This window comes from Micromonospora sp. NPDC005324, assembly GCF_040607155.1.
Classification (GTDB): Bacteria; Actinomycetota; Actinomycetes; order Mycobacteriales; family Micromonosporaceae; genus Micromonospora; species Micromonospora trifolii.
Genome location: NZ_JBEXGE010000008.1, coordinates 206195 through 227334, shown reverse-complemented (window position 1 = coordinate 227334; position 21140 = coordinate 206195). Strand labels below are relative to the sequence as shown.

The following is a 21140-nucleotide window of genomic DNA, read 5'->3' as shown; positions in this document are numbered from 1 at the left end:
GCGGCGGAGCCACCCCGACGCTGGGCGGCGGAGCCGCTCAGCCGCAGGGCGGCGGTGCCGATCAGCGCTTCGCGAGCGCGTTGCGGGTCTCGTTGAGGCGGCGCAGGACGGTGCCGTCGTACAGGTCGGAGCCGACCCGCACGCTCACGCCACCCAGGACGTGGGGGTCCACCGTCTGCTTGACGGAGACCTCTCGACCGTATATCCCGGCGAGGCTCACACCCAGCCGGCGCTCCTCCTCGTCACTCAACGGGGCCGCCACGGTGACGTACGCCACCTGACGGTCCCGCCGTTCGGCGGCGAGTTCCACGAGCCGGGTGAGCGACCCGCTGAAGGAACGCCCCCCGAAGCCGCCGAGCGCCACCTCGATGAGGCGGATGGTGGCCAGGTGGGCCTTGCCGGAGAGCAGCTCGCCGACCAGGACCCCCCGCTGGTCCACCGGGACCGCGGGGTTGGACAGCACCGCCGAGAGCTCGGGCTGGCCGGCGACGACCTGCCCGAAGCGGAACAGCTCGTCCTCGACCTCGCCGAGATCGCCGGAGGCCTCGGTGCTGGCAAGTGCCGCCTCCACGCCGAGCCGCTCGACACCGTCGAGCAACTCCGACGGTGCCGACCAACGGCCGGAGACCAGCGCTGCGAGCAGGTCGAGCGCGCCGTCGCCGATCTTGCCGCGCAGCATCCCGCCGAGCAGTTCGGCGCGGTCCGCGCCGGACCGGGCCGGGTCCGAGAGGGCCCGGCGCAGCCGCGGCTCGCGCCGCAGCAGCCCGGCAACGGCGAGCAGGTCGTTGGCGGTGTGTGCCGCCGCGACCGCGTCGGTGCCGCGGACGTACGCGTCGAGGCGCTCGGCCCCGGCCTTGTACGACTCCCGGCTGGCGGCCTGCATCAGCGGGCCCCCGTGCTTTCGAGACCGCTCAGGAACCGGTCGACGGTGCCCTTACGCCGCGCCTCGTCGGCCAGCGACTCGCCAACGATCTTGCTGGCCAGGTCCACCGCGATCGTGCCGACCTCCGCGCGCAGCTCGCGCACGATGGTGGCCCGCTCGGCGGCGAGCGCGTCCTTGCCCGACTGGATGACCCGGTCGGACTCTTCCCGCGCCTTGGCGAGGATGTCCTGCCGGATGCCCTCGGCGTCGGCCCGCGCGTCGTCACGGATCTTGGCGGCGTCGGTCCGGGCCTCAGCGAGCTGGGCACGGTACTGCTCGAGCAGCTGGTTCGCCTCGGCCTGGGCGGCCTCGGCGCGCTTGATGCCGCCCTCGATCGCGTCGACCCGAGCCTGGAACGTCTGCTCCATGCGCGGGAAGACGAACTTCATCAGCACGAAGCAGAGCACGGCGAAGGCGACCGTGCCGACCACGATCTCCTGCCAGATCGGAATGATCGGGTTGTGGTCTGACTCACCACCCTCGGCGGCGAGGAGGAACAACATGGGTGACCTCCCGGTCGGAAGGGGCGGGATCAGCCGGCCCAGATGAAGCCGAAGGCGATGCCGAACAGCGCGAGCGCCTCGATGACGGCGAAGCCGATCCAGACGTACGGCAGGGTCATGCGCGACGACTCGGGCTGCCGGGCGGTCGACTGGATGTAGGCGGCGAAGACCAGGCCAACGCCGATGCCCGGGCCGATGGCGGCGAGACCGTAGCCGATGGCAGCGGTGCTACCGGTGACCTCGGCGAGAACGCTAGCGTCCATTGGTGTGGTTCCTCCTGGTTATCACGCGTGACTCTCACGCGGGACGACAACGGTTGGTGCGTGGATCAGTGCTCTTCGGCGAGCGCGCCCTGGATGTAGCTGGCGCTCAGCACGGTGAAGACGTAGGCCTGCAGGACGATGACCAGCGCCTCGAGGAGCGTCAGCGCCACTGTCATCACCCAGGAGACCACCGAGATCGGCGCCAGCCAGGCGTTGGCGTTGAGCATCGCGAAGCCGCCGAGCGTGAAGACCAGCAGGAGCATGTGGCCGGCGAACATGTTCGCGAAGAGACGGACGGCCAGCGAGAACGGCCGGATGATGAAGGTCGAGAACGCCTCGATCGGGATCAGCAGCGGCAGGATGTACCACGGTGCCGGGGGGATCAGGGCGTGCTTGAAGTATTTGCCGAAGCCGTGGTGCCGGATGCCGATGTAGTTGAAAAGCACGTAGCTGATCACGGCGAGGATCGCCGGGAACGCTATGTGCGAGTTCGGCGAGATCTGGAAGAGCGGAATGATCGCGAACGCGTTCGTCAGCAGCACGAAGCAGAACAGCGTCGTGAAGTAGGGAGCGAACCGCACACCCTGGTGACCGATCATGTCGACCGAGATGTTGTTCCGGACGAAGCCGTAGATCGACTCGGCGAACCACTGCTTCTTGGTCGGCACCAACTTCGGGTTCCGATAGGTCGCCAGGAAGAAGATGATCAGAACGCCGACCGCGATCCAGATCATCAGCGTGAACTTGGTGAACCACGGAGCGTTCTCCACACCCCAGGGCGCGATCGCGGGCAGGTAGAAGTCGTCCACACTGGGTGGGAATGCCGCCTGGCCCGCTGCCAGAACGTTCGCCTGTCCGAACACCGTGTCCCTTCCTAAGTAGGCGTGCCGAGCCGACGGACGACGAGGATGATCCCCCCGGTCACGCCGAGCACGACGCCGATGCCGGTGGCGACGCCACCGGTATCGAGCCACTGGTCGACCAGCCAGCCGATGAAACCCCACACGAGCATGCCTCCGATGAGGTAGCTGAGCGCGGTCCAACCCTGACCGGCGCCGGACGGATAATCGTCCGGTTCACCGGCGGGACGGGGGGTTTGGTCACCAGCCATGACGGGGCGAACGATATCAGCCGGGAAGACGAGGCTGTGCCTCACCCCCCGCACAACCGTGGTTGTGTGGGCTTCTCGTGGGCGCCGTCGTCTGTGGGCACGCTACTCCCCTTCCGCCCGTCGGAAAATGACCGGAGGCCGACACATTGCGGCGCGTCCGCTGATCGGGACGACCGCCAGGTCAGCCGCGCGGTCGGCGAGCGTGCACCGTGGTCAGCCACCAGAGGTGCACCGCAGTCCACACTGCCACCCCGGCGACGATGCCGAGGCAGAGAGGGATCAAACCGGGCCAACCGGTCGACGCCACCGCCACCAGCACCGCACCCAGCAGGCTGAACTTCAGCACGTACAGGCCCAGGCCGAGCGGCAGCAGCAACTGCGGGTTGACCCGGTCGGCCCGGGCCAGCACCACAGTGGTGAGGGTGTAGCTGAGCACGGTGACGCCCACGCCGGCCGCCGCGCCGAGCGCGGCCGTCACGCCACCGGTCACCCCGCCCACCACCGCGGCGACCACGGCGAGCGCCGCGGACGCGGCCAACAGCACCGGCAGGTGCCGCAGCCGCCACCGCCGGTCGGTGTCCGGCTCGACCACCCCGGGCTCAGCCACGGGGGTACGCCGGGAACGCCGCGACCAGCTCGGACACCTCGGCACCGAGCCGGATCAGCTCGTCGGCACCACCCGGAGCCCCGGGATCGGTGCGCACCGCACGGGCGATCAACGTCGCCACCTGGCGCAGCTCCCCCTCGCGCATTCCCTGCGTGGTGACGCTCGGCGTGCCCACCCGGATGCCCGAGGCCACCACCGGCGGCTGCGGGTCGTACGGGATGGCGTTCTTGTTCAGGGTGATCGACGCGGCGTCGCAGCGTCGCTCGGCCTCGGCGCCGGTCACCCCCAGCTCCCGCAGGTCGATCAGGGCGAGGTGGGTGTCGGTGCCACCGGACACCGGGCGCATCCCCTCGTCGGCCAACCCGGCGGCGAGCGCCTGGGCGTTGCTGACCACCTGCCGCGCGTACGTCTGGAACTCCGGCTGGGCGGCCTCGCGCAGCGCGACCGCCTTCGCCGCCACCGCGTGCATCAGCGGGCCGCCCTGGGTGAACGGGAAGACCGCCTTGTCGATCCGCTGGGCCAGCGACTCGCGGCACAGGATCATGCCGCCGCGCGGCCCCCGCAGCACCTTGTGGGTGGTGGCGCAGACGACGTCGGCGTACGGCACCGGGGACGGGATCGCCCGACCGGCCACCAGGCCGATGAAGTGCGCCGCGTCCACCATCAGGTACGCCCCGACCTCGTCGGCGATCTCCCGGAACCGCGCGAAGTCGATCAGGCGCGGGTACGCGGTGGCCCCACAGATGATCAGCTTGGGTCGGTGCGCCCGTGCCAGGTCCCGTACCTCGTCGTAGTCGATCTGCTCGGTGTCCGGCCGGACCGGGTAGCCGACCGGGTGGAACCACGTGCCGGAGAAGTTCACACGGCTGCCGTGGGTGAGGTGCCCGCCGTGCGGCAGGTCCATCGCCAGCACCGTGTCCCCCGGCTGCACCAGAGCGGCGTACGCGGCCAGGTTGGCGCTCGCCCCGGAGTGCGGCTGGAGGTTGGCGTGCTCGGCCCCGAAGAGCTCCTTGGCCCGGGCGATGCCGATCTCCTCGGCCCGGTCCACCTCGGCGCAGCCGCCGTAGTAGCGCCGGCCCGGGTAACCCTCGGCGTACTTGTTGGTCAGCGTCGAACCGAGCGCGGCCAGCACCGCCGGCGAGGTCAGGTTTTCGCTGGCGATGAGCTGCAGGCCGCCGCGCAACCGGTCCAGCTCGCCGAGGACCACCCCGGCGATCTCCGGGTCGGTGGCCCTGAGCTGCGCGAAATCCGGCCCCCAGAAGGTGCTCGTCTCGGTCTCCACAGCGAACGAGTCTAGGGGGCCGCAGACTGGGAGCTGTGAGATGCCTCGTCACCGGAGCGACCGGCTACATCGGCGGGCGGCTGACGCCGCTGCTGCTCGCCGACGGACACACAGTGCGCTGCCTCGCCCGCAAGGCGGTGCGGCTGCGCGATGTGCCCTGGGCGTCGGCGGCCGAGATCGTCGAAGGAGACCTGAGTCGACCGGAGACGCTGGCCGCCGCGTTCGCCGACGTGGACGTCGCGTACTTCCTGGTGCACTCGCTGGGCCGGTCCGACTTCGAGGCGGCCGACCGGGCGGCGGCGACCAACTTCGCGGCGGCGGCGCGCTCGGCCGGCGTACGGCGGATCGTCTACCTGGGCGGCCCGGAGCCGGCGTCCGACGCGGAGGTGCCCTCGCCGCACCTGCGGTCCCGTGCCGAGGTGGGTCGGATCCTGCTGGAGAGCGGGGTGCCCACCGCGGTGCTCCGCGCCGCAGTGATCATCGGGTCTGGCTCGGCGTCGTTCGAGATGCTGCGGTACCTGACCGAGCGGCTGCCCGCCATGATCACCCCACGCTGGGTCCGCAACCGGATCCAACCGATCGCGGTCCGCGACGTGCTGCACTACCTGGCCGGCTGCGCGGACCTGCCGGCCGAGGTCAACCGGGGCTTCGACATCGGCGGGCCGGACGTGCTGACCTTCCGCGAGATGATGCAGCGCTACGCCCGGGTGGCCGGGCTGCGCCAGCGGATCATCGTGCCGGTCCGCCCGCTCACCCCGTCGCTCTCCTCGCACTGGGTCGGTCTGATCACCCCGGTGCCGAACAAGATCGCCCGCCCGCTGGTGGAGAGCCTCATCCACGAGGCGGTAGCCCACGAACACGACATCGCCCGCTACGTTCCGGACCCGCCCGGCGGGCTGACCGGCTTCGACGAGGCGGTGGCACTGGCGCTGGCCAAGGTCCGCGACGCCCAGGTGGAGACCCGTTGGTCCACGGCGAGCGGCCCGGACGCGCCCGCCGAGCCACTGCCCACCGACCCGGAGTGGTCCGGTGGCACCGCCTACACCGACGTCCGGGAGCGGACGGTGGACGCACCACCAGCGGCGCTCTGGAGGGTCGTCGAGGGAGTCGGCGGCGAACACGGCTGGTACTCGTTCCCCCTCGCCTGGTCGATCCGCGGTTGGCTGGACCGGCTGGTCGGCGGCGTCGGGCTGCGGCGGGGCCGACGCGACCCGCACCGCCTCCAGGTCGGTGAGGCGCTGGACTTCTGGCGAGTCGAGGAGATCGTTCCGGGCGAGCTGCTGCGACTGCGCGCCGAGATGCGGCTGCCCGGCCGGGCCTGGCTGGAGATGCGGGTGATGCCAGCCGACGACGGCCGCAGCCGCTACCAGCAACGCGCCGTCTTCCTGCCGCGCGGCCTGCCGGGGCACGCCTACTGGAAGTCCGTGGCCCCGTTCCACGCTGTGGTCTTCGGCGGAATGGCCCGCAACATATCCCGCAACGCCGAACAAACCCCCTAACAGCCCCCAAGCCCTCGCCGCTGCCCCCGCCCTCTCCCGTCGATCTTGCACTTTGTGTTGCCGCTTCGTTGGCATCTGCACCATTCGTTCAGACAGAAAGTGCAAGATCGACGGGAGAGGGTGGGCGGGGAGCGGGGAGCGTGGGCGGGGGTGGATGAGGGTTAGTTGCCGGTGCGGGCTCCGCTGACCTGGAGGGCCGTTCGTTCGCTGGGCGGGACGAAGTCGCGGACCGGTTGGTCACGCAGGGCGAAGGCGAGCACCTCGCCGACCGCGTTCACCATCTGCGCCTGCACCGCCTGACCGACCGCGTCCCGGGGATCGTCCGGGTTCGCGGCCATCGAGGCGACAGCGAGTTGCGGCGTGAACGCCACCACCGTTTCCGTCTCGTACCGTTCCGAGCTGCCGGTCTTGCCCGCCACCGGGCGGCCGAGCTTCGCCCGCAGCCCGGGTGCGGTGGCGCCGTCGCAGCGTCCGTACATCGACTGGTCGCCGACCGGGCAGCGGGCCGCGTCGGTGGCCGCCCGCGCCACGTCGGCGTCGAGCACCTGTCGGCAGTCCGGCTTGGCCGCGTCGACCGGCCGGCCGCCCGAGTCGGTGATCGAGACCACCGGCAGCGGCGCGCACCAGGTCCCCTCGGCCGCCACCGTGGCGTACGCGCTGGCCAGGTCCAACGGGGTCGTCGCGGCCACGCCGAGGGTGAACGGACCCCAGTCCTTTGCGCCGTAGCGGGCCAGCTTGGCGTCGGACTCGGCCCGCAGCACGATGCCGAGCCGCTCGGCCATCTCCACCACCCGGTCGGCGCCGACCTTCTCGGTGAGCCAGGCGAAGTACGTGTTCACCGAGCGGCCGAACGCGCTCCACATGGTGCGGGGGCCGTCCATCGACGACGGGCTGGCGTTCGCCGGGCACCACCGTCCGTCGCAGCTCGCCTCACCGGTCACCGGAAAGCGGGTGAGCAACTGGGTCGGCGCCACGAAGTCCGTCGACAGCGGCAGACCGGACTCCAGCGCGGCCAGCAGGGTGAAGAGCTTGAACGTCGAGCCGCCCTGGTACCCCTCGATCGCGCCGCCGCCGGCGATCAACTGGTTGACGGTGTTCGGGCGGTTCTTCTGCCCGACCGGGTTGTCCGCGACGCTGTAGGCGCGGTTCACCGACATCGCCAGCACCCGCCCGGTGCCCGGTTGCACCACGGCGGTGGGCACCGCCTCGGCCCTGGTCGTCGGATAGATCTTCAGCACCTGCTCGGTGGTGGCCCGCTGCACCCCCGGGTCCAGCGACGACACGATGGAGAAGCCGCCCCGGCGCAGCGCGCGCTGCCGCTCGTCGGCTGTCGCCCCGAACGCGGACTGGCTGCTCCACCAGCGGGTGAACCAGTCGCAGAAGAAGCCCCAGTCGTTGTGCGCGTCGGGCACGCCCGTGCAGTCGTTCGGGGTCTCGCTGGGTCGCAGTTGCAGCGGTTCGGCGCGTGCCGCCGCCGCCGCGTCCGCCGGCACCTGCCCCGACTCCACCAGCCGCTCCAACACGTACGACCGCCGGGCGACCGCGCTGTCGGCGTCGCCGTTGATCGGATCGTCGCTGTCCGGCGAACGCACCAGACCGGCGAGCAGTGCCGCCTGGGACAGGGTCAACTCGGCCGGGGAACGGGAAAAGTACCGCTTGCTGGCCGCCGCGATGCCGTACGCCCCGGCACCGAAGTAGGCGATGTTGAGGTAGCGGGTCAGGATCTCGTCCTTGTCGAGTTCCCGCTCCAACGCGAGCGCGTACCGCATCTCCTGGAGCTTGCGGACGGTGGTGAGTTCGGTGGCGGCGTCGCGCTGCGCCTCGGTCAGCCGGGGATCGTTGCTGAGCACGTTGCGGACGTACTGCATGGTCAGCGTGGAGGCGCCCTGCCGGGTCCGGCCGTCGCGCTTGTTGACGGTGAACGCGCGCACCACGCCCCGCAGGTCGACCCCGCTGTGCTGGTAGAACCGGACGTCCTCGGCGGCCACGATCGCCCGGCGCATCACCGGGGCCACCTCGTGCAGCGGCACGTCCACCCGGTCCTCCTGGTAGAAGGAGGTGATCACTGTGGTGCCGTCGTTGGCGTAGAGGTTGGAGCGCTGCGCGGTGGGCGGCGTCCGGAGTGTGTTCGGCAGCTCCGAGTACGGCGTCGACAGGGCGCTGAAGCCGATACCGAAGACCAGGGCCGCTGGCAGCGCGGCGGCGGCCAGCACCAACCCGGCCAGCACTCCGGCGATCACCACGGTCAGCAGTTTGTCGAGTTGGGCCCGGATCATCAGCTCTCCCCGCAGGAGCCGGTCACGCTAGGACCCGTTCAGAATGACCCGGAACGCACCTTTAGCCCTGGGTTTTCCCCAAACCCGGAGGAAACTCGCACCACGCTCAGGGGAGCAGCGCGCCGGCCAGCGGGTGGACCGTCTCCTCGATCTCGTCGGCGACCCGGCTGAAGCACTGGTCGCCACGACCCCACGGGTCGTCCAGATCATCGGTGGTCAGCGCCGAAGCGCCCAACCGTGCGTCGTGAGCCGCCGCCACCAGGGCCACCCCACGGGCGTACACGGCCTCCGGGGTGGCGTCACCCGGCGGCAGCGCTGCGGCGTCCACAGCGGCCAGCAGCCGGCCGAACTCCCCCAGCACGAACGTGCGGGCCGCCGCGTCCGGACGAAGCGCCACCACGTACTCGAACTGGTCGGCGGTGGCGGTCAGCACCAGGTCGGCGGCGTCGATGTGGTCCGAGCGCAGCTTGCGCGCGGCGAAGCCTGCCACGTCCCCACCACGGCCGGTGACCTGCCGCGCCGCCGGCGGGTTCATCTCCTCGCCCGCGTGCCAGCCACCAGTGCCGGCACTGTGGCTGTGCACCAGCTCCTCGGCCTGGGCCGGGTCCTGCGAACGCCGGGTCAGCCGCTCCCGCACCGCCAGGGCCAGCAGCCGCTCCGCCATCGGCGAGCGACAGATGTTGCCCATGCAGACGTGCAGAACCGTGAACGGGGGCACTCAGACCGCCCGACCGTCGACGAGATCCGGAACCACGTCGCGCAGCTTCTCCAGCGAGATCGCCCCGGCCCGCAACAACTGCGGCACCTCACCGGTCAGATCCACGATCGTGCTGGGCACCGGGTCCGGGCAGGGACCGGCCTCCAGATAGGCACGCACCGAGTAGCTGAGCTGGTCACGCGCCTCCTCGGCGGTGACCGCCGCAGGCTGGCCGGTCTTGTTGGCCGACGAGACAGCCATCGGGCCGGTCTCGCGCAGCACCTCCAACGCCACCGGGTGCAGCGGCATGCGCACTGCCACAGTGCCGGTCTTGTCGCCCAGGTCCCACTGCAGGCTCGGCGAGTGCTCGACCACGATCGTCAGCGCACCCGGCCAGAACGCCTCCACGAGGTCCCGTGCGGCAGTGGGCAGCGAGAAGACCAACCCGTCCAGCGTGTGCCGCGAGCCGATCAGCACCGGCGGCGGCATCTGCCGACCCCGGCCCTTGGCGTCGAGCAGCGCCTTCACCGCGTACGGGGTGAACGCGTCCGCGCCGATCCCATACACGGTGTCCGTCGGGAGAACAACCAGCTCGCCGTTCTTGACCGCCTCGATCGCCGCAGCGATGCCGCGGTCCCGATCGGCGGGCGACCGGCAGTCGTAGAGCATCACGAGGAGTCAGTCTGCCACGCCGCCCCGATCGGGGCGTGGTGGCAGTCCGCCCGTCGGGACGCGGTGGCGTAGCGGGGACGCCCGGTGAGGTCCAGATGCTCGGCGACAGCGGTGAAGCCACCGTTCTCGGCGAACAGCTCGGGCACCGCCGCGCCGTGGGTGTCGTCGTGCTCGACGCCGAGCACGCCCCCCGGGCGCAACAGCACCGCAGCCCGGGCGACGACCGGCCGGATCACCACCAGACCGTCCGCGCCGCCGAAGACCGCCTCCGCCGGGTCGTGCCCGGCCACCTCCGGCGGGACCACCACGTCGTCCGGTACGTACGGCGGGTTGCAGAGCAGCACGTCCACCCGGCCCACCAGCTCGGCCAGCAGGTCCGGCGCTGTCACGTCGGCCTCGACCACCTCGATCGGGCGGTCCCCGGCCGCGGCGCGCTCCGCCGCGTTGCGCCGCAGCCAGGCCAGCGCCGCCGTGGACCGCTCCACCGCGATCACCCGCGCTCCCGGCAGCTCCTGAGCCACCGCCAGAGCGATCGCGCCGGAGCCGCTGCACAGGTCCACCACCACCGGGTCGGGTCGGCCCTGGGCCTGCTCGACACCCCAGCCGGCCAACAGCTCGGTCTCCGGCCGGGGCACGAAGACACCCGGGCCGACCGACAGCTCCAGGTGCCGGAACCCGGCCCGACCGGTCAGGTGCTGCAACGGCTCACGCGCTGCGCGGCGGCGCGTCAACTCGTCGAGCCGCACCAGTTGGTCGTCGCTCAGGTCGTCGGCGAGAGCCAGCCGACCCCGGGGAATTCCCAGCACGTACGCCGCCAGCAACTCGGCCTCCACCCGGGCCGAGCCGACCCCGGCGGCGGTGAGCGCGCGGGCCGCTCGGGCCACTGCGGCGGACGGCCGGATGGGGCCTGTCCCTTCGGGGGGGTGTTGCGGCAAAGTACTCACGACATAATCATGAAGCGTCGCGGGCGACGTGACGAACAGGTGCGCCCAGGCGCGCAAGACAGGAGGTTGGCGGGTGGGCTGGCTCGACCGGGTCGATGACCAGGTTGACGCCCTCACGCACGCCCGGGCGTTGCAGGAGGCCAGCCGCTCCGCGGAGGCGTACGTCCTGCTGGAGCGTGTGATCCGCACCACCAACAACCCGGCGGCGCGAGCGGACGCCATGGTGCAGCGCCTCTCGGCGCTGATCAATCTCGGCCGGACCGCGGAGTTCACCCGGGCCATCGAAGAGGCGTCGGCGGCGGTCCGCGACCTGGCCGAGCCCTACCTGCACGGTCACCTCAACGCGCTGGCCGCGCTCGCCGCGCACCACCAGGGCGCACTGGACCGCTGCGTCATGCACCTCGTCCGGGCGGCCCGGGCCCTGGGCGCCGTCGCCGACCCGGACCGGGACACCGCCTGGGGCTGGCACGACCTGGCCATGGCCTACAGCTACCTCAGCTTCCACGGGTACGCCCTGGGCGCCATCGAGCGGGCCCGGCAGCTCGGGCTGACCGCCGGGATCCCGGAGGAGACGTTCGCCGCGCCGGGCATCCGGTTGCGCAACGCCGTGGCCCTGGACCACAACGGCGACAGCGACGGTTGTCTGCGGGTGCTCCGGGACGTGGCCGCCGACCTGACCCGCTTCGTCCGCGCCGGGCGGGCCGGCCAACTACGCCCGAGCAGCCTCGCCGCGTACGGCTACGCGGCGGCCCGACAGGCCGCGCTCGGCGACCAGGTGGCCACCGAGGGCCCCGAGCCGGCCCGGTTGATCACCCACGGCGGGGACAGCGCCCGCGCCCGCGACCTGCGTCAGCTCGGGCAGGTGTGCCTCGCCGTCGCCGCCGGTCGGCCGATCGAGGCGGTCGCCCGACTGGACACCGTCCAGGTCTCCAACGAGACGCTCGGGGCGGCCGAGCCGGCCCGGCTGCGCAGCATCGCGCTGACCCGCGCCGGGGACCACCTGGCCGCGCACCGGGCCGACCGGCTGGCGTTCCGGCTCGCCGCGCAGCGCAACGACCGGCTGCGCGACGTCTACATCGACGGCATCGCCGCCCGCATCGACCACGAGGAGATGCGCCGCGAGGCGGCGCGCTTCGAGGGCGAGGCGTTGACCGACCCGCTCACCGGGCTGCCCAACCGCCGCCGACTGGAGCGCTACATCACCGCCGTGGTCACCCGTGGCGAACGGGTCGTGATCGGCGTCTGCGACCTGGACGGCTTCAAGGCGGTGAACACCCGGCACGGGCACCACTCCGGCGACCTGGTGCTGCAGCGCATCGCCGGCGTGATCAACCGGGTGATGCGCCGGGGCGACTTCGTGGCCCGCTACGGCGGTGACGAATTCGTGGTGGTGCTGCCGGACACGGGCATGACCGAGGCCGCCGAGGTGGCCCGCCGGATCGAGGCCGCTGTCCGCCTGGAGGACTGGGAGTCGTTGGTGCCCGGCACCCCGGTCGGGGTGAGCATCGGCTTCGCCGAGGTCTCCGGTGGCAGCGGGCTGCGCGACGCGCTCAGCGTCGCGTTCGAACAGGCCGACCGCGAGATGCTCCGCGCCAAGACCCGCCCCCGCGCGAGCTGACCGCCCGGCCGACGCCGGACGCCCCGGTCAGCTCGGGGCCGCGGTCAGCGGCGGGTCAGTTCGGTGTCGCCGGCGAGCCGGGCGGCCCGGTCGGCCTCGGTGAGGGCGTCCAGCACCCCGTCCAGCTCGCCGCCGAGCGCCAGATCCAGGTTGTACGCGGTGTAGCCGATCCGGTGATCGGTGATCCGGTTCTGCGGGAAGTTGTAGGTGCGGATCCGCTCCGAGCGATCCACGGTGCGCACCTGCGCCTTGCGCGCGTCCGAGGCGGCGGCGTCGGCCTGCTCCTGGGCGGCGGCGAGCAGCCGGGCCCGGAGGATCCGCATCGCCTGCTCCCGGTTCTGCAACTGGGACTTCTCGTTCTGGCAGGAGACGACGATGCCGGTCGGCAAATGGGTGATCCGCACCGCCGAGTCGGTGGTGTTCACCGACTGGCCACCCGGGCCGGACGAGCGGAACACGTCGATGCGCAGTTCGTTCTGGTCGATGGTGACGTCGACGTCCTCGGCCTCCGGCAACACCAGCACCCCGGCGGCGCTGGTGTGGATCCGGCCCTGCGACTCGGTCACCGGGACACGCTGCACCCGGTGCACGCCGCCCTCCCACTTGAGCCGCGACCAGACGCCGTTGCCGCCGTCCGGCACACCCTTGGTCTTGATCGCCAGGGAGACGTCCTTGACCCCGCCGAGGTCGGAATCCTGCGCGTCGATCACCTCGGTGACCCAGCCGTGCCGCTCGGCGTACCGGGTGTACATCCGCAGCAGGTCACCGGCGAACAGCGCCGACTCCTCGCCACCCTCACCGGCCTTGATCTCGACGATCACGTCCTTGGCGTCGTGCGGGTCGCGCGGAATGAGCAGCTCGGCGAGCCGCTCCTCCAACACCGGCAGGGACCCGGCGATGGCATCCGCCTCAGCCGCGAAGGACGGGTCCTCGGCGGCCAACTCGCGGGCCGCGGCCAGATCGGCGCGGGCCTGCTCCAACTCGTCGGCGGCCTTGTGCAGCGGCACCAGCTCGGCGTACCGGCGGCCGACCCTGCGCGCGGTGGCCTGGTCGGCGTGGATGGCCGGATCGGCCAACCGCTTCTCCAGCTGCGCGTACTCGTCGAGAAGGCCGGTCAGACGCTCGCTGCTCATGCTGCGGATGCTCCTTCGACGGTGCGCGACGACCGGGCCGGGGCCGGGAGGCCAACGGCCGGGCAGAAGGGGGGGAAAAATGCGGACGGCGCCCGCATCCGGTGAAAACCGGACGCGGGCGCCGAACGAGGAGTTACTTGGCCTTCTTGGCCTGAACCTTGGCGTACTTCTGCTGGAACTTCGCGACCCGGCCGGCGGTGTCGAGAACGCGCTGCTTACCGGTGTAGAACGGGTGGCAGGCGCTGCAGGTCTCGGCGTGGATCGCCCCGCCCTTGGCGGTGCTGCGGGTCGTGAACGTGTTGCCACAGGAGCAGCTGACCTCGGTGGTCACGTACTCCGGGTGGATGTTTGCCTTCATCGCCTCGGTCCTCTCGTTGGTGGTCGCCGGGTCGCCGTCATCGCTCGTCGCGCCGTACGCGACGGGCTCGGGCGTGAACCGGAACCGGTGGCCGATTGACCAGTGTGCCATGGGCCTGAGCCGACCCGGTAGTCGGGCCACACACCTCGTCCGGCATCGTCAACACGTGCCTACCCGTCCGCATTCCCGCCGCCCGGCGGGGCATTCGCGCACCCGGCGGACCGCCGCCAGGTACCCCGGCCGGGGTACGCCCGCCGAGCCGGAGATGTGTCGATGACCCGCCTGATCGCCACCCGGGGACTGCCCGCCTCGGGCAAGACGACGTTCGCCCGCACGCTCCAGCCGTCCGTGTCGCGGGTCAACCGGGACGATCTGCGCCGGATGCTGCACGGCGAACGGTTGTTCACCCAGTGGGCCGAGGCGCAGGTGACCGCCGTACAGCAGGCTCAGGTCGAGGCGCTGCTGCGGGCCCGGGCGGACGTCTGCGTCGACGACACCAACCTGCGCGCGCGGACCCTGCGAGGCTGGGCCGAGCTGGCCGCCCGCCACGGCGCGGACTTCGAGGTGCACGACTTCACCGACGTGCCGCTGGACGAGTGCCTGCGCCGCGACGCCGCCCGGCCGGCCGCCGACCAGGTCGGCGCGGACGCGATCCGCCGACTGCACGAGCGGTACCTGCAGGGTCGGGAGCTGCCGCTGCCGGTGCCGCAGGCCCGCACCGGACGCCCCGCCGTGGTGCACCCGCCGTCGGCCGAGCCACCGGAGATCGTCCTGGTGGACATCGACGGGACCGTCGCGCTGGCCGTCTCCCGCAGCCCGTACGACATGACCCGGGTGGGCCAGGACCAGCCGAACACGGCGGTGATAGCGGCGGTCCGGGCGATGCACGCCGCCGGCTACGGGGTGGTCTTCTGCTCGGGACGGGACGCCTCCGCCCGCGCGGCCACCGAGGCGTGGCTGGCCCGGCACGTACGAGTGCCCTACCTGGGCCTGCACCTGCGCGCCGTCGGCGACTCCCGGAAGGACTCGATCGTCAAACGGGAGATCTACGACCGGGAGATCCGGGACCGTTACCGGGTGGCTGGCGTCTTCGACGACCGCGTCCAGGTGGTCCAGATGTGGCGGTCCCTCGGCCTGACCGTATTTCAGGTGGCCGACGGCGACTTCTGAGGTGTCCGGACGGGCCCCGCGTGTGGGGGCCCGTCCGGACAGTTCAGCCGGTGACGCTGATGGTGGCCTCGGCACGGGCGCCGTTGACCTCGACCGTCAGGCGTATCGGCGCACCGGGCCGCAGTGCCGTCAGGGTGCCGGTGGCCGGGTCGAACCGGGCGGTGTGCCAGGGGCGCACCCCCGCCGCCGAGCCGACGTGCACTCCCGGCGAGGCCGACCAGTCGGCGCTGACCGGTGCGGCCACCGGGACCGTACGCCCGCCGGGCTGGGTCAGCGTGGCGGTGACCGCCGCGGGGGTGCCGACCACGACGCCGGCCGGGGCGGCCACCGTGAGGCGGTCGGCGTGCGCGTGGAACTCCGCGTCCACCCAGCGCGGGCCCTCGGCGAGCGGGTTGCGGCGGGCCCGGTCGGCCTCGGCCGGGGTCACCGGGTCCACGCCGAACTCCGTCCAGCCGGTGAAGCCGCCCTGGTCGGCAGGGGTGGACGGCGTCTTGCCCGCATTGCCGTTGATCACGTACGGCACCCCGTCCACCCGTTCGGCGTGGAAGGTGCCGACGTGCCCGCCCACGAACAGCGCGCCCTTTCCGGTGCGGTGCTGGAAGTCGGCGAGCCACTGCTCCAGCAGCGCCGCCTCCTTACGGTCGCCGAGCTGGCTGGCCTGCGCCGGGCTGGGGTCACGCGGCGGGTGGTGGTGCAGGACGACGACCGAACCCACGTGCCGGTCGGTGGCCGCCGCGTCCAGCGTCTCGCGGAGCATCCGTACCTGGTCGAAGCCTCCGCCGCGCAGCGTCCCGGTGGACGAGTTCAGCGTGACGAACCGGGTGCCGTTGTGGTCGAACACCCGGGAGGTGGCACCGAACGCGGCCGCGAAGTTGCTGATCGGGGCGCCCATGATCTCGTGGTTGCCGGGCACGTAGTACCAGGGCAGCGCGTCACCCAACTCCTCGTCGAGGATCCGCCGGGCCAGCGCGAAGTCGGCCGGGTAGGCGGTGTCCACGAAGTCGCCGTTGATCAGGAGGAAGTCCGGCCGGGCCGCCCGCACCTCGCGCAACGTCCGCCGGGCCTGGGCGACCAGGTCGCTGTCCGGGTCGGCGGCGACGAACTGGGCGTCGGAGAGCACTGCGAACCGCCACGGCGCGCCATCCACAGTGCCGTCGCGGACCACCACCCGATCGGTACGCGGGGCCACCTCCGGCACGTCGACCGTCGGGGGCACCTTCGCCACCAGGTCGTCGATGATCACCTCGCTGGTGTACTGCGCCGCGGCGTTCGTCTCGGCCACGTAGAAGCGGCGTACCCGCACCGGGTACTGCACCCCGGCCGGCACCGCGAACTCCACGTACCGCCAGCCGGTCCAGGTGATCAGCGGGCCACGCAGCACGTGCTGAGTGTCCTGGGCGTCGTGCAGGTGCAGGCTGGGCCACTCCCCGGTGCCGTTGCCGTGGATCCACATCCCGAAGGCCTGCGGCTGACCGGGCACCTCGATCCAGGCGGGCGGATCGGCGTACGCGGCCCGCGTGCCGGTGGACTGGCTGAAGTCGTACGACAAGCGCAGACCGGCGCCGGTGTGCCCTGGCGCCGGCGCTACCGAACCGCTGGCGCGGGCCTGGCTGAACCGCCAGGACGCGGCGTCGTCGAAACCGGCGACCGGCACGTCGGTCAGCCCGACGGTGACCGGCAGGACGGCGCTCGTGCGTCCGACGTGAACGGTCACCAGGCCCGAGCCGGTGTCCCGCAACGCGGCGATGGACAGGTTTCCGTCCCCGGTGGGAGTGATCCGCAGCAGGTCCCGGTCGTAGTCGAGGGTGAGGTCGGCCGGCTCGATCGGCGCGGTGTTGCCTTCGGCGTCGTACCCGACAACGCCGACCACTGCGTCACCGTCCCGGCCGGTCAGTCCGACCCGCGGCGCTGTGGTGCCGACCCGGGCCAGCGGGCCGAGCACTGTGAGGTTCAGCGAGCCGGTGACCCGTCCCCGTGCGGCGGTGACCGTGCTGGCCCCCGGCACGCCGGCGTGGAACACGCCGTCACTGTCGACCCGACCGCGTACCGCCGGGGTCGCCCGCCAGGTGGGGGCGCCGGCCGCCGGGCCGTACGTCTCGTCGTAGCCGGATGCGGTGAGGGTGCGGGTCAGCCCCGGGAAGACCCGGTCGGGCCGCCCCCCTCGCACCGGCGAGACGCCCGGGGCGGCGGTGGGGTCGCTGGCCGTCTCGACCCAGTAACCGGTGAGTCGCCCGCTGCCCTTCGGCGCGTAGATGGCCAGGCCGTTGGGCACGGCCCGCTCGCTGCCGTCGGAGGGGCCGTTCTCCAGCTGCACGGCGGGCGCGCCCGGTTCCCGGGCCAGCAGCGTGGACGATCCGCCACCATCGAGGTTGAGCGCGTGGTGGGCGCCCAGCTCGGCCATCATCCGGCCCATCTCGGTCTGCGTCACGCCGCGACTGTCGACCTGACGGCCGTCCACCGTCAGCATGATCATCTTTCGACCGTCGGCGCTGAACCCGACGGCGGTGCGGGGAGCGAGGGTCGGGTCGGCGATGCTCTGCACGACGCCGTCGCGGACCAGGACGTTGCCGCCCCCGACCGCCGCGTGCAGGGTGCTGCCGTCGGAGGGCTTCGGTCGCCAGGCCGTCGTCACCGGGTCGCCGGGGCGCAGGCCGGCCAGCGCGTCCGCGCCGAGGTCGCGACCGAGCAGCACGGTGCTGCCCGCGACGATCGGGCCGCTACCGGCCACGCTCCCCACGGCGGCCACCCGACCGTTGGTCACTGTGACCTCGACCACCCGGGCCGCGCCCTCGACGGCACGCTGCCGGGTGTACGTCCCCCACAGCTCGGTGAAGGCGCCAATGCCGTCGGCCTGCACCATGTTGTTGAACTGGGTCAGCGGGACCGGCCCGCTGGGCAGGGTTGCGCTGCCGTCGAAGTTCACCTCGATCACCCGCCCGAGCCCGTTCGTGGTGACCGCCACCGCGTTGCGGTGACCGTTGACCCCCGACTGGATCAACTCACCGTCACGGACGCCGACGCCCTGGGCGGCGCCGGAGTTGTTGATGTCGAAGAAGTCGCCGTTGACCGCGGCGACCGCGTGCGACTGGTCCACCGCCTTTCGCAGCGGCTCGGCCCGACTGACAGCGCCGGAGTTGACGTAGTCGACGGTGGAGCCGCCGCCCAGGTCGGTGGTGAGCGCGTCGGCGCGCAGCCAGCCCTCGGCGTCGTACCGGTCGAAGGACGTCAACTGCACGCCGGGCGCGACCGGCCGGGTGGCCTTCGTGGTCTCCAGCCCGCCGGCCGGCTCCAGACCACCAACTGCGGCGGTCGGGGCGGTCGCGACCGTCGGGACGGCGGCAAGGCTGACCGAGCCGGCAGGGCGGGAGGACGCGGACGGCGCGTCCTCCGCGATGGTGGGTGAGGCCATGGATGGTGCGGTGCCGGACGGTGAGGCGACGGCGGGCGGGGCGACGGTGGGGGCGGCAGTGGCCGGCGGCGACAGGGCCAGGGCGAGCAGCGGCGTCAGCAGCAGGACGCCGGTGCGGCGGGCGGATCGTCTGCGGGTACGCATGGACGACAGTCAACCCGGCAATGAATAGAAGTTTCAATATCTGTCGACTGAACCGAAGGAAAATTCCATCAACTCACGGCGCGGGTGTCGGGCCTGCGGACATGACGAAGGGGCACGGCCGCGACGGCCGTGCCCCTTCGTCGTCACCCGGGGAGGGTTACTCCCCCGGCGTCGACTTCGCGATCTGCATCAGGAACTCGATGTTGGTACGTGTCTTCTTGAGCTTGTCGAGCAGCAGATCCATCGCCGCCTGCGAGTCCAGCGAGTGCAGGACCTTGCGCAGCTTGTGGAGGATGGCCAACTCCTCCGGCGCGAGCAGGACCTCTTCCTTACGGGTACCGGACGGGTTGACGTCGATGGCCGGGAAGGTGCGCTTGTCGGCGATCTTCCGGTCCAGCTTCAGCTCCGCGTTACCGGTGCCCTTGAACTCCTCGAAGATGACCGTGTCCGCCATGGATCCGGTCTCCACCAGCGCCGTGGCGATGATGGTCAGCGAGCCGCCGTTCTCGATGTTGCGAGCCGCGCCGAGGAAGCGCTTCGGCGGGTAGAGGGCGGTGGAGTCGATACCACCCGACATGATCCGGCCGCTGGCCGGCGCCGCCAGGTTGTACGACCGACCGAGCCGGGTCACCGAGTCGAGCAGCACGACGACGTCGTGCCCAAGCTCGACCAGGCGCTTGGCCCGCTCGATCGCCAGCTCGGCCACCGTGGTGTGGTCCTGCGGCGGACGGTCGAACGTGGCCGCGACGACCTCGCCCTTGATCGACCGCTGCATGTCGGTGACCTCTTCAGGCCGCTCGTCCACCAGCACCACCATCAGGTGGCACTCCGGGTTGTTGTGCGTGATCGCGTTCGCGATCGCCTGCAGCACCATCGTCTTACCCGCCTTCGGCGGCGACTGGATGAGTGCCCGCTGACCCTTGCCGATCGGCATCACCAGGTCGATGACCCGGGTGGTCAGGATGTGCGGCTCGGTCTCCAACCGCAGGCGCTCCTGCGGGTAGAGCGGAGTGAGCTTGTAGAACTCCGGACGACGCCGCGCCTCCTCCGGCTCCATCCCGTTGATCGTGTCCAGCCGCATCAGCGGGTTGTACTTGTCGCGCCGCTGGTCGCCGGTGTTGCCGCCCTCGCGGGCCGCCCGCACCGCACCGGTGATCGCGTCACCGCGGCGCAGGCCGTACTTCTTGATCTGGGACATCGAGACGTACACGTCGTTCGGACCGGCCAGGTAACCGGTGGTCCGCACGAAGGCGTAGTTGTCGAGCACGTCGATGATGCCGGCCACCGGGACGAGCACGTCGTCCTCGTTGACCTGCGGCTCACGCCCGCCGGTGTCGGCGCCGGTCTCGGTGCGCTCGCCGCGCCCACGACGACGGTCCCGGAAACGGCTGCGCCGGCCGCGCCGGCCGCCGCCCTCGTCGTCGTCGTCGCTGTCCCGCTCGACACGCTGACCACGGTCGTTGCGGTCGTTGCGGTCGTTGCGGTCGTTGCGGTCGTTGCGCTCGGCACGCTCACCCCGGTCGGAACGCTCGCCCCGGTCGTTACGCTCGCCCCGCTCGGCACGCTCGCCCCGGTCGTTACGCTCGCCCCGGTCGGTCCGCTCGCCACGATCGGCACGCTCGGTCCGGTCGGTCCGCTCGCCACGATCGGCACGCTCGCCACGCTCCGTCCGCTCGCCACGATCGGCACGCTCGCCACGCTCGGTCCGCTCGCCACGATCGGCACGCTCGCCACGCTCGGTCCGCTCGCCACGGTCGGCACGCTCGGTCCGGTCGCCCCGCTCGGCGCGCTCCGGACGCTCGGTCCGCTCGCGGCGGTTCTCGCCACGATCGGCCCGCTCGCCGGCTTCCGCCTCGTCGGTACGCGTCTCGGTCGCCCGCACCTCAGTCGCCCGCGCCTCAGCGGGGCGAGCCTCGGTCGCACGCGCCTCGGTCGCACGCGCCTCAGCGGGGCGAGCCTCGGTGGCACGGGCCTCCGCCGTTGCGGTCCGGCTCCGCCGGGTGCGGCTACGGCCCTCGGTCTCGGCGGCCGGCTCGGCCGGCGCCTGCTCGGCACCGCGTCCTTCGGCTGCCGGCCGCTCGGCGGTCTCCCGCACCTCGGCGCGCACTCCCTCACGGGTCGGAGCGGCCGCGGCCGCGACCTCGGCCCGTGGTCGAGGGGTCCCGGCGGCGTTGCCGCCCTGCCGCTCGGAGATCGCGGCGATCAGCTCGCCCTTGCGCATGCGAGCCGTGCCGGAGATGCCGAGCGACGCAGCCAGGCTTTGCAGCTCTGGCAGCAGCATCGCCGACAGACCGGTGCCGCTACGCCGACGACGGGCGGGAGCAGCGTTGGTGGCATCGCCAGCGACGTTGGAAACATCCGACGTCACGTCGGTGGTGTCGCTCAATGGATTCCTTCCCTCGATAAGGCCGGGACTGCCCGGAGTCGGAGCTCAGGTGGCCGGGCGGCCTCGGTGCACCCGCCTCGCAAGGACGCGTCGCGGGAGTCTGTGACACAGCAGCCGGTCGGTATCCCGACTCACCAACGTCGGTG

18 protein-coding genes are annotated in these 21140 nt (G+C 72.0%); 3 read left to right on the top strand and 15 right to left on the bottom strand.

The features are described from left to right. Nucleotides 1-61: 61 nt before the first annotated feature. The 7 genes from ABZS40_RS11500 to glyA all read right to left on the bottom strand — a co-directional run bounded on the left by ABZS40_RS11500 (nucleotide 62) and on the right by glyA (nucleotide 4688). On the bottom strand, nucleotides 62-883 hold the full coding sequence (locus ABZS40_RS11500; RefSeq protein WP_354943211.1) for a F0F1 ATP synthase subunit delta: 822 nt from the start codon (nucleotides 881-883) through the stop codon (nucleotides 62-64). After that, entirely contained in the window at nucleotides 883-1422 is a 540-nt protein-coding gene (locus ABZS40_RS11495; protein WP_354943246.1) for a F0F1 ATP synthase subunit B, read from the bottom strand. The genes ABZS40_RS11500 and ABZS40_RS11495 overlap by 1 nt, the downstream gene beginning before the upstream one ends. 32 nt (nucleotides 1423-1454) lie before the next feature. Next, the gene (locus ABZS40_RS11490; RefSeq protein WP_091405890.1) at nucleotides 1455-1688 is read right to left on the bottom strand and encodes an ATP synthase F0 subunit C; all 234 of its coding nucleotides are present in this window, start codon (nucleotides 1686-1688) and stop codon (nucleotides 1455-1457) included. A gap of 65 nt (nucleotides 1689-1753) precedes the next feature. Further along, nucleotides 1754-2551, bottom strand: a complete 798-nt coding sequence (gene atpB, locus ABZS40_RS11485; protein WP_091405892.1) for a F0F1 ATP synthase subunit A — start codon at nucleotides 2549-2551, stop codon at nucleotides 1754-1756. Nucleotides 2552-2562: 11 nt separating this feature from the next. Then, nucleotides 2563-2799 (bottom strand): AtpZ/AtpI family protein, encoded by a 237-nt coding sequence (locus ABZS40_RS11480; RefSeq protein ID WP_091405894.1) that lies wholly within the window; start codon nucleotides 2797-2799, stop codon nucleotides 2563-2565. Nucleotides 2800-2980: 181 nt separating this feature from the next. After that, complete coding sequence (locus ABZS40_RS11475) at nucleotides 2981-3406, bottom strand: hypothetical protein (RefSeq protein WP_354943210.1); 426 nt, start codon at nucleotides 3404-3406, stop codon at nucleotides 2981-2983. Beyond that, nucleotides 3399-4688: a serine hydroxymethyltransferase gene (gene glyA, locus ABZS40_RS11470; RefSeq protein ID WP_354943209.1), complete on the bottom strand. Its 1290-nt coding sequence runs from the start codon at nucleotides 4686-4688 to the stop codon at nucleotides 3399-3401. Before glyA ends, ABZS40_RS11475 begins: the two co-directional genes overlap by 8 nt. A gap of 35 nt (nucleotides 4689-4723) precedes the next feature. Between glyA and ABZS40_RS11465 the strand changes: the two genes are divergently transcribed. Continuing rightward, nucleotides 4724-6187 carry an SDR family oxidoreductase gene (locus tag ABZS40_RS11465; protein ID WP_354943208.1) on the top strand — a complete coding sequence of 488 codons (1464 nt, stop codon included), beginning with the start codon at nucleotides 4724-4726 and terminating at the stop codon, nucleotides 6185-6187. A gap of 161 nt (nucleotides 6188-6348) precedes the next feature. Here ABZS40_RS11465 and ABZS40_RS11460 read toward each other — a convergent pair whose 3' ends face one another. The 4 genes from ABZS40_RS11460 to prmC form a co-directional block, all read right to left on the bottom strand. Further along, on the bottom strand, nucleotides 6349-8463 hold the full coding sequence (locus tag ABZS40_RS11460; RefSeq protein ID WP_354943207.1) for a transglycosylase domain-containing protein: 2115 nt from the start codon (nucleotides 8461-8463) through the stop codon (nucleotides 6349-6351). A gap of 106 nt (nucleotides 8464-8569) precedes the next feature. Then, a complete protein-coding gene (locus tag ABZS40_RS11455; protein WP_354943206.1) occupies nucleotides 8570-9181 on the bottom strand; it encodes a phosphotyrosine protein phosphatase in 612 nt (203 codons plus the stop codon). Further along, on the bottom strand, nucleotides 9182-9829 hold the full coding sequence (locus tag ABZS40_RS11450; RefSeq protein WP_354943245.1) for an L-threonylcarbamoyladenylate synthase: 648 nt from the start codon (nucleotides 9827-9829) through the stop codon (nucleotides 9182-9184). Beyond that, the gene (gene prmC / locus ABZS40_RS11445; RefSeq protein WP_354943205.1) at nucleotides 9829-10776 is read right to left on the bottom strand and encodes a peptide chain release factor N(5)-glutamine methyltransferase; all 948 of its coding nucleotides are present in this window, start codon (nucleotides 10774-10776) and stop codon (nucleotides 9829-9831) included. The genes ABZS40_RS11450 and prmC overlap by 1 nt, the downstream gene beginning before the upstream one ends. 73 nt (nucleotides 10777-10849) lie before the next feature. Here prmC and ABZS40_RS11440 point away from each other — a divergent pair, with 73 nt between their 5' ends. Continuing rightward, nucleotides 10850-12394, top strand: coding sequence for a GGDEF domain-containing protein (locus ABZS40_RS11440; protein WP_354943204.1), 1545 nt, complete (start codon nucleotides 10850-10852; stop codon nucleotides 12392-12394). 44 nt (nucleotides 12395-12438) lie between these two features. Here ABZS40_RS11440 and prfA read toward each other — a convergent pair whose 3' ends face one another. Then, nucleotides 12439-13527 (bottom strand): peptide chain release factor 1, encoded by a 1089-nt coding sequence (gene prfA, locus ABZS40_RS11435; protein ID WP_354943203.1) that lies wholly within the window; start codon nucleotides 13525-13527, stop codon nucleotides 12439-12441. A 133-nt stretch (nucleotides 13528-13660) separates the two neighbouring features. After that, on the bottom strand, nucleotides 13661-13885 hold the full coding sequence (rpmE, locus tag ABZS40_RS11430; protein WP_030333150.1) for a 50S ribosomal protein L31: 225 nt from the start codon (nucleotides 13883-13885) through the stop codon (nucleotides 13661-13663). A gap of 273 nt (nucleotides 13886-14158) precedes the next feature. On the opposite strand from rpmE, the gene ABZS40_RS11425 reads away from it, so the two are divergent. Next, nucleotides 14159-15055, top strand: a complete 897-nt coding sequence (locus tag ABZS40_RS11425) for an AAA family ATPase (protein WP_354943202.1) — start codon at nucleotides 14159-14161, stop codon at nucleotides 15053-15055. A 43-nt stretch (nucleotides 15056-15098) separates the two neighbouring features. On the opposite strand, the gene ABZS40_RS11420 is transcribed toward ABZS40_RS11425, so the two are convergent. Together ABZS40_RS11420 and rho are read right to left on the bottom strand one after the other, a co-directional pair. Then, complete coding sequence (locus ABZS40_RS11420) at nucleotides 15099-18608, bottom strand: phosphodiester glycosidase family protein (protein ID WP_354943201.1); 3510 nt, start codon at nucleotides 18606-18608, stop codon at nucleotides 15099-15101. 157 nt (nucleotides 18609-18765) lie between these two features. Continuing rightward, nucleotides 18766-20994, bottom strand: coding sequence for a transcription termination factor Rho (gene rho, locus ABZS40_RS11415; RefSeq protein WP_354943200.1), 2229 nt, complete (start codon nucleotides 20992-20994; stop codon nucleotides 18766-18768). Nucleotides 20995-21140 lie beyond the last annotated feature (146 nt).